The following is a 15011-nucleotide window of genomic DNA, read 5'->3' as shown; positions in this document are numbered from 1 at the left end:
CCTGCGTGCAGAGATTGACTCTTCGCCACGCGCTCGGTAACAGCGCGCGTTCAAATTTCTTCTCGATCAAGGCGGTTGTCCGCCAGGAGTAACAACCGTGAAACGCACGTTTCAACCATCTAACCTCGTCCGCGCTCGTCGCCATGGTTTCCGCGCCCGTATGGCCACTAAAGGCGGTCGTCTGGTTTTGGCTCGTCGTCGCGCCAAGGGCCGCAAGCGCTTGAGCGCTTAGGATTATCGGCGGCCTGGGCAGTCCCATGTCCGTTAGTCCGCCTGCCACCATTGATCGGCTGACCATCCGTCGTCAGTTTTTGCATGTCGCTCAGGGTCGCAAGGCCGCTGGGCGATTTGTGTTATTGCAGGCTAGGCCTTCTGCTGATGTAGCGGCTGAAACAAAGGGCCTGATCCGGTATGGCCTGACGGCTTCCAAAAAAGTCGGCAATGCCGTCACGCGCAATCGGGCACGTCGCCGCTTGCGCGCGGCAATGTTACAGCTATTGCCGCTTCATGGTCGGCCGGGTTTTGACTATGTAGCTGTCGCACGTACTGCAACTGTGACAGCAGAATGGCCTGCTTTGCTTGACGACCTGACTACCCTGTTCTTAAGGCTGTCGGCGAAGTCTGCCCCTCTATCTGTAACAATCGCCACAGCCACATCTTAGAAGCTGATAGCAAGGACCCCAATGTCCCCGTCTCCCATGTCTCCGCCACCCTCAGCGCCTGATACAAAGAACCTCGCGATCGCGATTGCCTTGTCGCTGGCGATCCTTCTGGGCTTTCAATACTTCTACGAGATACCGCGCGAAAAGGCTCGGCAGGCAGAGATGGCGCAAAAGCGCGAGGCGCAAGCTGCCGCACAAAAGACTGCTCCAGCTCAGCAAGCTGTTACGCCTGCTCAAGCCGCAGCGTCTGCCGGTCAGCCGGTCAGCCGTCCAGACGCTTTGGGCCTAAGCCAACGCATTAGCATTGATGCCGATGCTGTCAGCGGTACCGTGTCGACCTTGGGTGGGCGCTTCGACGATTTGGTTTTGAAGCGCTATCAGGACACAATCAAAAAGGATTCTAAGGCGGTCACACTCCTGCATCCGCAAGGAACAGCAGATGGCTATTACGCGTTCTTTGGCTTTACTGCCCCAGATGGCAGTGCTGGTGCACTGCCTGGACCCAACACGATTTGGCAGGCCAAAGCGGGCGAGAAACTGACGCCTGCCACTCCAATCACTCTGACCTATGAAAACGGCCAAGGCTTGACGTTCAAGCGCGTCGTGAAGGTTGATAAGAATTATCTCTTTACCGTCACCGACACGGTCGTGAATGCAGGCGCGGCCCCCGTCACGCTGCAGCCCTACGGTGCAATCCGCCGCCATTCCAAAACCAAAGAGCTACCTGATCCCGTCAACCACCAAGGCATGGTGGGGATGTTTGACAACAAGCTCAAAAAAATGACTTATCAGAAGCTTGAGAAGGGCGAAGCCCTGCAGCAAGCTTCCTTAGGCGGTTGGCTTGGATTCACGGACAAGTATTGGCTCGCAGCCCTCATCCCGGATCAAAAAGCCAGGATTGAGGGGGCGTTTAAAGTCACCCAATTGCCTAATGAAGAGGTGTTTGAGTCGAGTTACTTGGTTGCCCCTGTCGCGTTGGGCGTCGGCCAAAGCCTGACCACAACCCAGCACCTCTACGCTGGATCGAAGCGGGTGTCGGAATTGCGTGCGCTTGGGGAGCAATTGGGCTTGCACGAGTTTGCGGACGGGGTGGACTGGGGTATACTCTGGTTCCTGACCAAGCCGTTCTACGCGATGTTGATGTTCTTCAATGGTTTGGTGGCCAATAACATTGGTGTTGCTATCTTGATAGTGACCGTGGTTATCAAGATCGTTACCTTCCCGCTAGTCTACACGAGCTATAAGAGCTTTGCGAAACTGCGCGATCTCGCACCCAAAATGGCCGAGATCAAAGAACGTTTTGCCGCAGACGTGCAACGCCAGCAGCAAGAAACCATGAAGCTTTACCAGACCGAGAAAATCAATCCGGTCGCCGGCTGTATTCCAGCCCTGCTGCAAATGCCGATCTTCTTCGCGTTGTTCAAAGTGCTTTCGATCTCGCTTGAACTGCGCCACGCGCCTTTCTATGGCTGGATCCCCGATTTGTCAGCCAAGGACCCAACGACTGTCTTTAACCTGTTCGGCTTGCTTCCCTATGACCCAACAGCCTTGCCGCTCATTGGGACGTTCTTGGCAATTGGTGCGTGGCCGATCTTGTATGGCGTCTCGTTCTGGCTCTTGCAAAAGATGCAGCCAACGGCCACGGATCCGATGCAAGCCCAGATCTTTGCGCTGATGCCATGGATATTCGTATTCGTTTTCGCAGGCTTCGGCTCTGGTCTGGTCATCTATTACACGTGGTCCAACCTGCTCACGATTGTGCAGCAATATGTGATTGCAAAGCGGTCAGGAACCTCAAACCCGATTGACGAATTTTTTGCCAAGCTTGGCAAGAAAAAGACGGCCTGATCATGTCTGAACCCATGGTTCCGATGCGTGATCTCCCGCCAGGAGAACGGCTGTTTCGTTTGGAGCCGCGTTTCCTCTGGGCGGCCAAGACCATGTCTGATTTGCCGCCAATGGGTGCCCCGGAAGTCTGCTTTGCCGGGCGTTCGAATGTCGGCAAGTCCAGCCTTGTGAATGCTTTAGTTGGTCGGAAAGGCCTGGCGCGGGCATCCTCCGAACCTGGACGTACACGTGAACTCATTTTCTTTGCCATCGCCGGTAAAGACGAGGTAGAGCGTATTCGGATTGTTGACTTGCCCGGCTATGGCCATGCGGTGGCGTCGAAAACAGAGATTGCGCGCTGGAACGAAGCGACGCGTGACTTCCTGCGGGGCCGTGCAACCTTGAAGCGGGCCTTCGTTTTGGTCGATAGCCGCCATGGGCTTAAGCCTAATGACCTTGAAGTCATGCGCATGCTGGATACGTCGGCCTTATCTTACCAAATCATCCTCACAAAAGTCGATAAATTGAAGAAAGGGGAGCTGGATGCCGTTCTTGGCGCCACCAAAGAGGCATTGAAGAAGCGTCCTGCTGCACACCCTGAGGTTTTGCCGATCTCATCGCATGAGAATCTTGGCATTGGCCAGTTACGTGAGGAAATCGCGACGTTTTCCGTTGATTGACCTTTTGCCTATTAAAGACAGCGCAATATTCTCCAAATTAGGGAAAAATTTGACGGTCGCCCTTGACTTGACTCTAGTCCAGAAGATTTAGGCCTACTCCCCGCGCCGCTACTCTAGATATGTGTAGAGATTTTAGGGGCTTAAATAAAAAATTCCACGTTCATTTGACCCAAAGTTAAGGAATTTCTGCGACATTTTTCTGCAAAATTCCGGTAAATTTGCTCGGTGTGGGGTTTGATCAACGCAATGGTGCAGCGCTTTATGCCTCTCCAACTGCCAAAGACTAAGCGAAGCGCTCGGCTGCGGAAGCTGCGTGGTTCGCGCGTCCAACCCTGCTGTGCGCTACGTCCTTTAGGCTTGGGGGGCACATGAACACCTCGCCCGCCAGCATTGACCATTTTGTAATGACGGACTTCGCGCGGGTCTTGGTGGTCGATGACGACCCCATCCTGCGCGAATTTGCCATTTCCCATCTCACCAGTCCGAGCATGGAAGTCTGTGTTGCAGAAGATGGCCTGATCGCCATGGAGACCCTACGAAAGGGCGACTTTGACGTCGCGCTCGTTGACCTCGATATGCCGAATTTGAATGGCTTTGAGCTCATGGAAGCGATGGCGCGCGATCCACGGCTAATGGGTGTGCCTGTTGTCGTGATCACGGGCCGTGATGATATGGAGGCTATTGATTTGGCTTTCGCCGCAGGGGCAACGTCTTTTGTTGTGAAGCCCATCAACTGGCGCTTGATTACACACCAATTGGCCTATGTTCTGCGCAATAGCCGATCTGAAGCTGCAATCCGCCAAGCCCGGGCTGCCGCGGAATCTGCCAGCAGAGCCAAAAGTGTTTTCCTCGCTAATATGAGCCACGAAATTCGTACGCCTCTAAACGGGGTGATTGGCTTGGCAGGAGCGCTGGGTCGCACTGAGTTGAGCGGCGAACAGTTTGAGATGGTCAGCTTAATCCGCCAATCGGGCCAAACCCTCGAACGCTTCCTCACCGACATTCTCGACGTCTCGAAAATTGAGGCTGGCAAATTGTCCCTAGAAGTCGATACGTTCGATTTACAAGAGGCGATCGAGGCGGCCGTGCACTTGATGCAGACCGCAGCCAATGAGAAAAGCCTGAATTTCAGTCTAACCTTCGGAACCAATGCGCGCGGCTTGTTCAAAGGCGATGCGGTTCGAATTCGCCAAATTGTTTCCAACCTCGCGTCGAATGCAGTGAAGTTCACCAAAGAGGGTGGGGTCGCAGTTCAGGTTGAGCTTATCGAGCCAGATAATGATGGGGACGCTGCAACTCTAATCATCAAGGTTTCCGATACGGGTATCGGATTTGATAGCGAAGCGCGCGCCCGCTTATTCCATCGGTTCGAGCAAGCTGATGGGTCCATTACGCGCCAGTTTGGTGGCACAGGTCTCGGACTGTCGATTTGTAAGGCGCTGACCGAGATGATGGAAGGTACCATAAGTGTAATGTCGGTCCCAAACCAAGGCTCGACCTTCATGGTGAAACTTCCCTTGGCCCGGTCCATTTCCTTGGATGCTTCTGACAATCTAAGCGCGACGCATTCAGCTACTGTGACCCCGGCAGCCACCGATGAAATCGAGCCGTCGCGGCTGTTACGGATTTTGTTGGCAGAAGATCATCCGACTAATCAGCGAGTGGTGGCGATGATCTTACAGCCGTATGGCGTCGACCTCACTGTGGTCGAAAATGGTGTGAAGGCCTTAGAGGCATTTGAAGCTGGCAATTTTGATGTTGTCTTGATGGATATGCAAATGCCAGAAATGGATGGCCTTAAGGCCACTCAGGCGATCCGTATTCTTGAGTTGACAGCACAACTGCCCCGCACCCCTATCGCGATGCTCAGTGCCAATGCGATGAACGAACACGTCGTGCAGGCGCTTGATGCTGGTTGCGACGTCCATATCGCGAAGCCCGTGACGCCTGAATCTCTCGTAAAGGGCATTCAAGCTGCTTTGGCGAGCGCGGTGGCCACCCGTGACCACGATCACTCTACCTATGCGAACGCCTAAAGAGATACTAGCTAACCAGATCCAGCTCTGGCGCTGCATGGAGATGGGTAGCCCTAGCTGGCAAATAGCAGGACACGGTGACACCCTTGGCATTAGGGGACGCCAAAGAAACCCAGCCGCCATGTAACTCTACAAAGCGCTTAACTAAGGCTAGGCTGACGCCTGCACGCCGGTCGCCATCTGCAAAGCCCTCAAAGGCAGAAGCCTGACGCGCCATATCGATACCGGGGCCAGTGTCACTCACCCAGAGGCGGACTGTATCGTCAAACCGACGCGCGCCAATGGTGATCATGTCGCCTTTACCCGTGAAACGCAGTGCATTCGACACAAGGTTGAACAATATCTGCCGAATGCGGGCCTTGTCTGCACGGATGATCCCAGCGCTATCGTCACACTCCACCACAATTCGAACTTGGTCATTGACCGAATTGGTACGTGCGATTTCCGCTGTGACTTCGAGGGTTTCCGCCAAACTGACATCACCCAAGTCCAGTGACATCTGGCCCGCGTCAATCATGGCCAAGTCCAGAATATTCTCAATAAGCTTTTCCAATTGGCCAGAGGCCAATCCGATAGCATTCAAATAGTCTGATTGGGACTCGGTCAAAGTGCCACCTACGCCCGCTGCCAAAAGCTCTGCATAGCCTCCAATGGTGGTCAGCGGCGTACGCAATTGATAACTGACATTGCGTACAAACTCAGTCTTAAGCCGGTCTGCGTCTTGGAAGGCCGCCGCCTTATCGCGCAGCGCAGTCTCCACTTCGCGGGCAGCCGTCACATCTGCGAAGGCTGCCAAAGTTGCACCATCTGGCAAGGGGCGTGTCAACCAAGTAAGGCTTGTGCCATCGGCGCAGACAAACTCACCTTGCTTTTCCTGACGCGAACGTGGTGACGGGTCAGATATCCGGGCCTTTAACTCGCTCCAGAAGGCAGGATCGCGGTGTACAAGGATCGCGCGCTCTGCAACCAGATCAAATTCTGGTAGCGCATCAAGGAAGCTTTGGTCGAGCCCCCACATCCGGGCAAATGCGCTATTGGCTAAGGAAAGTCGCCCGTCCGCCGTAAACACCGCGACCCCTTCGCCCAATTTGTCCAGTGTCGCGCGCTGAACCTCAATCAAAGTTTTAAACCGTGCCTGCAGGCCCATTTTGTCGGAGATGTCTTCAAACAGAATCAAGAGCCCGCCAGAAGGCTGGCGTTGCCGCGCGACACGCAAGATGCGACCATCCGGCATGGTCCAGGTTTCATCCGGGATCAGGCCGGGTTCTTGATAGTGGGAGAGTTCCTTCGCCTTCCATGCTGCAAAGTCACGTGTTGCGGCAATTTTGGCTGACTGGCGCAACCGATCCAACCATTCGCCATGGCTTGGCCCATCATTTAGCCACGCATCTTCCAGACCCCACAGGTTTGAGAAGGCGCTATTGTGCGTTGTCAGGCGACGGGTTGAGTCAAACACCGCGACTGCGTCGGTTAAATGGTTCAACGTCTCTTCATGCGCTTTGGCTTCTCGCGCTAAGGTGTCGCGCACTTCGATTTCTTCAGTAACATCGAAGGCAACACCAGAAGCCCCGTCGTCTGCCGGGAACAAGCTGATCCGCAACATTCTTCGCTTGCCATCAATGGTAATTGCCCGCGTATAGGCGAAGGCTTGGCCTTTTGCGGCTTGGGCTGCATCGTCTCGCGCTTTCTGGTCTAGGGCGCAGTCGCGTGCGCGCGCATCCTCCAAATCGACCGCTTCTACCGCTTTCAGATAGGAGGTGTTGGCCCAGAGCAGCGCACCCTGGCTGTCGGTACGCCAAGCCGGGAAATTGGCTTTCTCAGCGCCTGCAAGGTCCCCTGCGGCCGCACCGGGCGTTAGCCAGACAATGGCTTTCGCACCATGAGGCTTGCCCATGACCTCTAGCCCCAAAACCGAAAGGGTGAAGGCTTCGCCCCTTTGGCGCAAGAGCGCGAGGCGTGTGCCGAGTTCAGCAGAGGCGGCTACCATGGCTTCTAGGATATCGAATGTCGAAGGCTCTTCGACCGGGCTGTTTGCCGTGAGGTCGAGACGTTTTAGTAGGGTCGCGCGGGTCGAGGCATCGGCCTCTTCTTCCGGTTCACCCCAGCCCTCTCCATCGTCATTGTCCGGCCAGACGAGCGCGACAGAACCTGAGGCAGCGATGGCTGCACTGGCACGGGGGCTAGAAAGGGGGACACGTCTTTGCTTGCCAAAGCGGTATGCGAGATAACCGGCCACAGCGGCGGCCCCACCCGCCGTCACGACATCACGCCCCCATTGGGCCAAAAAGGCTGACAAGTCTAATGGCACTTTCTGTACGCATCCGCTCGTTTTGATTGACTTTGTTAAGTCTAAGCTAAGACTGGTTAACAAAGATTAACACGAGCGGGATGGGCGTCACTTATACACAGTTTCAGTTCAATTAATGCCGCCCAAATAGACGTATTTTAGTTCAAGATACTCTTCGACCCCGTGGTGCGAGCCTTCGCGTCCCAAGCCGCTTTGCTTGATCCCACCGAAAGGCACGCCTTCTGATGAGGTCAGGCCAGAGTTAACCCCCACGATCCCTGCTTCCAATGCTTCAGCAACACGAAAGGTGCGCGCTAAGTCCTTGGTATAGAAATAAGCCTGCAAGCCAAATGGTGTGTCATTGGCCGCCGCAACGGCTTCGGCTTCGGTTTGGAAGCGGAAGATTGGTGCGACAGGGCCGAAGGTTTCTTCCTGGGCGAACCTCATGGCCGACGTTACGCCCGTTATGACGGTGGGCTCAAAGAAAGTACCTCCTAAAGCGCTAACCTTTCCACCAGTTTGAACCTTCGCGCCTTGGCTGAGGGCATCGGCAACATGGCTTTGGACCTTGGCGAGGGCTGCCTGATTGATGAGAGGTCCCTGCGTAACCCCGTCTTCGGTCCCCGGCCCTACTTTCATGGCGGCAACCTTTGCGGTCAGTTTGGCAACAAAGGCATCGTGAATTTGATCTTGCACATAAATCCGGTTTGCGCACACACAGGTTTGACCCATATTGCGAAATTTCGACGCGACAGCGCCTTCGACCGCTGCGTCCAGATCGGCATCATCGAATACGACAAAGGGTGCATTGCCACCCAGCTCAAGGCCCAGCTTCTTCACGGTATCGGCACATTGGCGCATCAAGAGCTTGCCGATCGGAGTAGAGCCGGTAAAGGACAAACCCCGCACAACATCGCTGGCACACCAGACTTCGCCAATCGCGACAGCATCACCAGTTACGACATTAAGCACGCCTGCAGGGACGCCGGCTTCACAAGCCAGCTCAGCCAAAGCCAGCGCGGTAAAGGGTGTCTCGGGAGCAGGCTTTAAGACCATGGTGCAGCCCACAGCCAACGCTGGGCCGACTTTGCGAGCAATCATGGCGGCAGGGAAATTCCATGGGGTAATGGCCGCTACTACGCCTAACGGCTGTCGCAATACGAGTATTCGGCTATCCGCCTTTGGTGAAGGTAAAGTTTCGCCATAGATGCGCTTAGCCTCTTCGGCATAAAACTCGATGAAGGAACCGGCATAGGCAATTTCCCCGCGCGCTTCCGTGATCGGCTTGCCCTGCTCTGCGGTAAGGATCTGTGCCAAATCTTCTTGGTGGATGAGGATCAAGTCAAACCAGCGCCGCAGGATCGCGCTTCTCTCCTTTGCGGTCTTGGCCCGCCAGGCAGGAAGCGCAGCATGTGCAGCTGCCACAGCCTCTTCGGCCGCCTCGCGACCAAGTCTTGGGACCTTGCCCAAGACGTCACCGGTTGCAGGGTCATAGATTGCATCGTCGCTGGTGCCGGTCCAAGCGCCATTGATCAGGCATTGGGTGCGAAACAGGCGGGGCTCAGAAAGCTTCACGTCTTGGCCTCCTCAGCCAGTGGATCGTCTCACGGTAGTTTATCTCGCAGCGCATACCAAGACATAGCTGCCGTCAAAAGCGGCCAGCGAAGTGCGCGACCGCCCGGGAAATGCGGCACGGGCATGCGTGACAGGACGTCTAAGTCGCGATGCTGGCTTAAGACGCAGGCAGCAAGAATACGTCCAAAATAAGGTGCCAGAACAACACCTTGACCAGAGTAGCCTGACGCCGACAACAGACCAGGACGGACCTGACGCAAGTAAGGCAGGCGGGTGGGGGTGATACCAAGAGCCCCGCCCCAAGCATGAGTGACCTGTATGTCGCTGAGTTCTGGGTAGATTTTCACCAGATTGCGCCGTACAAAGCTCTCTATATCGCTGGGCCAGCTTGGCGTGTATTTCTCACCGCCGCCAAAAATCAAACGCCGTTCTGCTGTCTTGCGCCAATAATTGACAACAAAGCGCGTATCCATGGCAGAATCGTGCTGCGGTAGGATCTGGCTGTTCGCGGGCAGTGGTTCGGTTGCGATGATGAAACTGCCAATGGGAAGCACGCGGGCCTCCACATCGGGCTCAATTCCGTCAAGATAGCCGTCACCGCATAAAAGGATATGATCGGCTACAACCCGTCCTGTCGGGGTCTTCGCAAAGCGCTTGCCGCCGTCAGACCCAACTTCGATCACCCGGCTGTACTCGTGCAAATTTGCTTTGGCGACTAGGGCTGCTTGCATCAGGCCATAGAGCAACTTGAGAGGGTGGACGTGGCCAGCCGATGGATCGCGCCAGCCACCGAGATAGGCAGATGTGCCAAGGGCGTGCGCAACTTGCTCTTTGTCGAGGCGACCTGGACGTTCATGGCCGTAAGCGCGTGCCATATGGTCCGCATCATCGTCGAGCTCCTGCATTAAGGCGGGTGTATGGGCGGCAAGGATCTGCCCCGGGGTCCAATCCGCATCGATATGGAGTTCATGCATGCGCGCGACCAGATCAGCTTTCGCATCTTCAGCTAACAACCATAGCCGACGTGCATCCTCGTGCCCCATGCGCGCTTCCAACCACTTCTGATCATGACGCCAGCCGGAGCAGGCAAGCCCACCGTTTCGGCCAGATGCTCCAGCCCCAATCTCATTGGCTTCAAGCACGACCACATTCAGACCTGCCGTGGCTAGGTCAAGCGCGGCAGAAACACCGGTAAAGCCCGCACCAATGATCACGACATCGGCGGTCATTTCCCCAACCAAGGGGGTGGTTCGGTCAAAGGGGCGCTTTGCTGATGCGTGGTACCAGGTGGTTGGTGCACTGGCTGCGGAGCAGACATGACGCGAGGGAGAATGTACTACTGACATTTGTTATAACGGATGGCCTAACATAGGCCTCAGGTCAAGTAGGTTAACAAATCATCGCTTCACGCTTTCCGGTTGAACAAGCCCTTCAAACCGCTGAAGGCTGGGACCAGCGCTTTATGGGCGATCGGTTCAACTATTGCACCGATAATCAGGCCAATTACAGCTGCAATCGCTGCACTGACCAACCAAGTTACAAAACCTGTAACGACGGGTACGACTGCCGCGACCGAGGTTGCGAAGTGATGAATGGTTTTCTCTGGCGCGGAATAGCCTAGTTCATAAAGGCCATGCACCATGATCCCACCGCCGACCCATAACATGGCGACCATACCGACCCAAGTTAACACTTTTAGGAAAACTGGCATACCGAGCACGAGGCCGCGCCCGAAGGCCGAAATTGCCCCATTTTCGGAGCGTGCCATTTCAGCACCTGCGTCATCGGCCTTCACGATTAAGGCAACCGCCCCATAAACCAAGGCGGTCATGCCAAGCCCTACGACCGCCAAAACCCCGCCTTGCAGCCACAAAGGTGAGGTTGCGACAGTTGAAAGCGTAATAGCCATAATCTCAGCCGAGAGAATAAAGTCGGTCCGAACAGCACTGGCTACTTTCTCATTTTCCAACTCGAGGGAGGTTTTGTCTCCATCGTCTGCCGCGTCTTCGTCGCCATGACCGCCATGAGGGCGGACAATATCCATTACCTTCTCATAGCCTTCCATGCACAGATAGGCACCGCCCAACATTAAGAGTGGGGTGATGATCCAAGGCGCAAAGAAGCTCAAGAATAGCGCCCCGGGCAACAGGATGAGCATCTTGTTCTTAAGTGAGCCCAAGGCAATCTTGCCGATGATGGGGAGTTCCCGCTCTGAAGCAAAGCCCACCACATAGCGCGGCGTAACCGCCGCATCGTCAATGACAATGCCGGCCGCTTTGCCCGCAGCCTTACCGCCTGCTTTGACAGCTTGAGCGGCTGCATCATCCAAACTTGCGGCCGCGATTTTTGCAATTGCTGCGACGTCGTCCAGCAGCGCCAATAATCCAGAGCTCAAACCTTTACCCCCAAAAATTGATCAGAGAAAAGCTGATATAGGGCGCTTTCGGTCTGTGCGCTATAACTTCGAAGGCACTTTCCATCCGTAAGAGAGGCCATCTGCAGGTCTGATTATCACAAAGGGTTGATCTGTCATGCTTTGGCCAAGCTCATGGCTTATGGGTCCGCGCAATGCTTTGTCGGACATGTGAACATTGGTCGCCAACTTCAAGCGCTTCAAAGCCTTGCAGGCGGGCCTTTCGCTCGCTAACCAACGGCGCAGAGAGGCACTTTAATGACCAAATCAAATCCGGGACTTTATTTTGAAGACTTCCAAGTCGGCATGGTCTTAAGGCATGCGACGCCGAAGACGGTCACCGAGGGCGACGTCGCGCTTTACGCAGCACTGACAGGCTCTCGCTACGCACTTTATAGTTCGGACGCGTTTGCCCGTGATGGCGATTTGGATGCCGCTCCAATCGACCCCCTGTTGGTGTTCCATACGGTCTTTGGCAAAACCGTGCCAGATATCAGTCTCAATGCGGTTGCCAATCTGGGCTATGCTGACGGTCGTTTTCTTGCGCCTGTTTTCCCGGGCGATACGCTGTCAGCCATTTCGGAAGTGATTGGCGTCAAAGAAAACTCAAATGGCAAAACAGGCGTGGTATATGTCCGCACGACTGGCTTCAATCAGCAGGGCGAAGCCATTTTGTCCTATGTACGTTGGGTCATGGTGCACAAGGGCGATTGTGAAGCGCCTGCGCCAACGCCGATCATACCAGAGCTGCCCGCTTTTGTCGCACCGGAAGACTTACCCGTGCCGGTGCCTGCTTGGTCGGGCAACTATGATTTCGAATTGGCTGGCTCGCCCTATGCGTTTGAGGATTATCAGATTGGGGAGTGTATCGATCACGTTGACGGTATGACGGTCGAAGAGGCAGAGCATCAGATCGCCACGCGGCTTTATCAAAACACCGCCAAAGTACATTTCGATGCGGTTGCCCAAGCGCAGTCCCGACAGGGTAAGCGCCTGATTTACGGTGGGGTTGTGATCTCGATTGCCCGCGCTTTGGCCTTCAACGGCTTAGCCAATGCCGCCGAAATTCTCGCAATTAACGCCGGTCGTCATATCAATCCGTTGTTCGCGGGCGACACGATTTACGCTTGGAGCGAAGTGCTCGACAAGGCATTGTTGAGCAACGGACATGGTGCGTTGCGTCTGCGCCTGATCGCGACGAAGAATGTCTCCGCTTATGACTTCCAAGGACCGGATAGCCCCGATGCCATCCTGGAGTTCGACTATTGGGCAGCGATTCCTTTGCGCTCGAGTTTCCTCAGCTAATGGCCTTTTCACTCGACCCCCGCTTGGCAGCTGATACGCTCTTTGCCGCGCACTTCCCCTTATGTGAGGTGCGGGTGATGAATGATGTGCGGTATCCATGGCTGGTGGCTGTTCCACGCGTACCAGGGGCGGTAGAGCTTTTTGGTTTAACGCCTGAGAATGCTGAGCAGGTTTGGGCCGAAATTCAGGCGCTTGGCACTTTGGTGGCCAGTCTTCCCGGTGTCAGCAAGGTCAACATTGGCGCATTGGGCAATATGGTGCGTCAGCTGCATATTCATATTGTTGGTCGTCATGATAATGATCCCGCTTGGCCGGGGCCTGTGTGGGGACATAGCCCTGCCAAACCCTATGAATCTGATCAGGCCGTACCGTTGATTGATCATGTAATGGGTTTGGCCCATAACTTTTGATCAGCCGGGTATTTACTCCCGCAAAACCCGACCATGACATAGGGCGATACTGCCCAGCTCTTAACAACAAGGTTGATATGCAACATTCCGAAAGCCCAGTTTCCTCGGTGCCAGACGAATTGGTAATCGCGCTTGAAGCGTTGGCGCGGTGTGCGGGTGCTGCCATTTTGGAAGTTAAGCGCGGCGGGATCCATGCCCAAGCAAAGTCTGATGGGTCACCCGTCACAGAAGCGGACCTAGCCGCCAATGCGGTTATTCTAGAGGGTTTAAGCACACTTCTGCCTGATGTTCCGCTAATCACGGAAGAGGGAGACGATGGTTTAACGGCCGTAGCCGATCCAGATGCCGACTTCTTGCTGATCGATCCCCTCGACGGCACGCGGGAATTTGTGTCGGGTGATCCTGATTATACCGTCAATATTGCTTATGTGCGGCGGCGCAGGCCCGTGGTCGGCATTGTTCATATGCCCGAAACTGGGCTGTCTTGGGTGGGGGATTCACGGACGAACCCCAGTGCGGCTTGGCAGATTGACCATAGTGGAGGTTGGCAGTTGATCCAGACGCGCGCGGCGCGCGAGACCTTGGCCGTATTGGCCTCCCGCTCCCATCAAGACGCTGCCACCGAAGCCTTTTTGAAGAAAATCCCAGTCTCGGAACTGGTCAGACGGGGCTCATCCTTGAAGTTTTGCTTGATCGCGGCAGGCGAGGGCGATCTTTATCCTCGTTTTGGTCCGACCATGGAATGGGACACGGCAGCGGGGGATGCCGTGTTGACTGCAGCTGGAGGTGCTATGTTGGACTTAAATGGCCAAGCCTTCCTTTATGGGAAGATCAGCGATGGCTGCCGCAATTGCGGCTTTATGGCCATGGGCGACCCAAGCCTAGCCGTCGCTTTTTCTAAGCAGCGGCTCGATCCAGATTGGCATTTTTAGAACTTAAGGCATGGGCATAAAAACCTGCAACCCATGCCGCGACCACGTCACCATCCAAAGGTGCTTCCAGGCTCGCTAGCGCGGCGTCGGCCATGTCTTCAGAAAACCGTGTGCCACGGCGCGACCGAATTAAAGCATCGGCGAAACTGGAGCAGAATTCGGGGTGGCCTTGGAAGGACAGAGCTGGCGCGTGATCATATACCAAGGCGGCGTAAGGCGTGAAATCTGACTTGGCTAAGACTCGCGCGGTGGCTGGTGCCTCCAGCACCTGATCTTGATGGCTCACCGCCAGATGCAGCCTTTGCTTTGACCCCACCATCCAAGGCTCAGCATTGCCTACGTTATAGGTATGACGGCCCAAACCCCAGCCTTGCGGTGCTTTGTGCGCACGTCCACCAAAGGCCTCTGCCATGAGTTGATGGCCAAAGCATATCCCCACCTGTGGGACTTGCCTCGCGCCAGCGTGCTGGATCCAGTCTTTGAGGTCGGATATCCAATCAAAGTCATCATAAACGCCAACGGGTGAGCCGGTGATGAGAGCGGCTTCAACCGAACTGGGGTCGGGAAGCTCTTGCCCGTCTAACACGTGTACTATTTGACAGACGAGTCCCGGCATATGAGGAGCCAAAAGGGCTTCCAGCATAGCGGGGTAGGAGGGAAAATGCCCCCGAATGGGTTCAGGCGGGCGGCCAGTTTCAAAGATCGTCAGTTGCATGACCGTAACCTAACCTCATTAGAAGATAGTTTGCCTGCAGAGCAGATCACGTCCCATTTGGTGGTGTAACACGCGGTGACAGCTAATCCCCCTGCGCAGCGCTCGTCACATAGCTGGCGGAGCGGGGGGATTGGCGGTTGGTCATTGATCATTCTGGTTTAGGATTGGG

13 protein-coding genes are annotated in these 15011 nt (G+C 55.3%); 8 read left to right on the top strand and 5 right to left on the bottom strand.

Features of this window, described 5'->3' with window-relative positions; genetic code table 11:
- Positions 1–97: 97 nt before the first annotated feature.
- From rpmH to ACIQ20_RS04805, 5 genes are all read left to right on the top strand, one after another.
- Entirely contained in the window at positions 98–232 is a 135-nt protein-coding gene (gene rpmH, locus ACIQ20_RS04825) for a 50S ribosomal protein L34 (protein ID WP_085341306.1), read from the top strand.
- 25 nt (positions 233–257) lie between these two features.
- A complete protein-coding gene (gene rnpA / locus ACIQ20_RS04820; RefSeq protein ID WP_395777902.1) occupies positions 258–662 on the top strand; it encodes a ribonuclease P protein component in 405 nt (134 codons plus the stop codon).
- A gap of 21 nt (positions 663–683) precedes the next feature.
- Entirely contained in the window at positions 684–2510 is a 1827-nt protein-coding gene (yidC, locus tag ACIQ20_RS04815; RefSeq protein WP_395777900.1) for a membrane protein insertase YidC, read from the top strand.
- 50 nt (positions 2511–2560) lie between these two features.
- Complete coding sequence (gene yihA, locus ACIQ20_RS04810) at positions 2561–3169, top strand: ribosome biogenesis GTP-binding protein YihA/YsxC (RefSeq protein WP_395777991.1); 609 nt, start codon at positions 2561–2563, stop codon at positions 3167–3169.
- Between the two features lie 368 nt (positions 3170–3537).
- A complete protein-coding gene (locus tag ACIQ20_RS04805; RefSeq protein WP_395777898.1) occupies positions 3538–5205 on the top strand; it encodes a response regulator in 1668 nt (555 codons plus the stop codon).
- Positions 5206–5212: 7 nt separating this feature from the next.
- Here the strand turns inward: ACIQ20_RS04805 and ACIQ20_RS04800 are convergent, their stop codons facing one another.
- The 4 genes from ACIQ20_RS04800 to ACIQ20_RS04785 form a co-directional block, all read right to left on the bottom strand.
- Entirely contained in the window at positions 5213–7501 is a 2289-nt protein-coding gene (locus ACIQ20_RS04800; protein ID WP_395777896.1) for a PAS-domain containing protein, read from the bottom strand.
- Between the two features lie 120 nt (positions 7502–7621).
- Positions 7622–9067 carry an NAD-dependent succinate-semialdehyde dehydrogenase gene (locus ACIQ20_RS04795; protein ID WP_395777894.1) on the bottom strand — a complete coding sequence of 482 codons (1446 nt, stop codon included), beginning with the start codon at positions 9065–9067 and terminating at the stop codon, positions 7622–7624.
- Between the two features lie 29 nt (positions 9068–9096).
- The gene (locus ACIQ20_RS04790; protein WP_395777892.1) at positions 9097–10296 is read right to left on the bottom strand and encodes an NAD(P)/FAD-dependent oxidoreductase; all 1200 of its coding nucleotides are present in this window, start codon (positions 10294–10296) and stop codon (positions 9097–9099) included.
- Between the two features lie 176 nt (positions 10297–10472).
- Positions 10473–11462 carry a DUF808 domain-containing protein gene (locus ACIQ20_RS04785; protein WP_395777890.1) on the bottom strand — a complete coding sequence of 330 codons (990 nt, stop codon included), beginning with the start codon at positions 11460–11462 and terminating at the stop codon, positions 10473–10475.
- 276 nt (positions 11463–11738) lie between these two features.
- On the opposite strand from ACIQ20_RS04785, the gene ACIQ20_RS04780 reads away from it, so the two are divergent.
- From ACIQ20_RS04780 to cysQ, 3 genes are all read left to right on the top strand, one after another.
- A complete protein-coding gene (locus ACIQ20_RS04780) occupies positions 11739–12785 on the top strand; it encodes a MaoC family dehydratase (protein WP_395777888.1) in 1047 nt (348 codons plus the stop codon).
- Entirely contained in the window at positions 12785–13195 is a 411-nt protein-coding gene (locus ACIQ20_RS04775) for an HIT domain-containing protein (RefSeq protein ID WP_395777886.1), read from the top strand. The genes ACIQ20_RS04780 and ACIQ20_RS04775 overlap by 1 nt, the downstream gene beginning before the upstream one ends.
- Before the next feature lie 77 nt (positions 13196–13272).
- Positions 13273–14127: a 3'(2'),5'-bisphosphate nucleotidase CysQ gene (gene cysQ, locus ACIQ20_RS04770; RefSeq protein WP_395777884.1), complete on the top strand. Its 855-nt coding sequence runs from the start codon at positions 13273–13275 to the stop codon at positions 14125–14127.
- On the opposite strand, the gene ACIQ20_RS04765 is transcribed toward cysQ, so the two are convergent.
- Positions 14093–14842 carry a type 1 glutamine amidotransferase gene (locus tag ACIQ20_RS04765; protein ID WP_395777882.1) on the bottom strand — a complete coding sequence of 250 codons (750 nt, stop codon included), beginning with the start codon at positions 14840–14842 and terminating at the stop codon, positions 14093–14095. The two genes, cysQ and ACIQ20_RS04765, sit on opposite strands and share 35 nt — an antisense overlap.
- Positions 14843–15011: the final 169 nt, after the last annotated feature.

Source organism: Aquidulcibacter sp., assembly GCF_044346625.1.
In the GTDB taxonomy this organism is placed as follows: Bacteria; Pseudomonadota; Alphaproteobacteria; order Caulobacterales; family Aquidulcibacteraceae; genus Aquidulcibacter.
Note: the sequence above shows the minus strand (reverse complement) of the source record. Positions and strands in the feature narration are given on the sequence as shown.

Excerpts from the sequence above, each read along its gene's own strand:
- cysQ (WP_395777884.1), top strand. The coding sequence starts at position 13,273 with ATGCAACATTCCGAAAGCCCAGTTTCCTCGGTGCCAGACGAATTGGTA.
- ACIQ20_RS04790 (WP_395777892.1), bottom strand. The coding sequence starts at position 10,296 with ATGACCGCCGATGTCGTGATCATTGGTGCGGGCTTTACCGGTGTTTCT.
- ACIQ20_RS04805 (WP_395777898.1), top strand. The coding sequence starts at position 3,538 with ATGAACACCTCGCCCGCCAGCATTGACCATTTTGTAATGACGGACTTC.
- ACIQ20_RS04775 (WP_395777886.1), top strand. The coding sequence starts at position 12,785 with ATGGCCTTTTCACTCGACCCCCGCTTGGCAGCTGATACGCTCTTTGCC.
- rnpA (WP_395777902.1), top strand. The coding sequence starts at position 258 with ATGTCCGTTAGTCCGCCTGCCACCATTGATCGGCTGACCATCCGTCGT.
- ACIQ20_RS04780 (WP_395777888.1), top strand. The coding sequence starts at position 11,739 with ATGACCAAATCAAATCCGGGACTTTATTTTGAAGACTTCCAAGTCGGC.
- yidC (WP_395777900.1), top strand. The coding sequence starts at position 684 with ATGTCCCCGTCTCCCATGTCTCCGCCACCCTCAGCGCCTGATACAAAG.
- ACIQ20_RS04765 (WP_395777882.1), bottom strand. The coding sequence starts at position 14,842 with ATGCAACTGACGATCTTTGAAACTGGCCGCCCGCCTGAACCCATTCGG.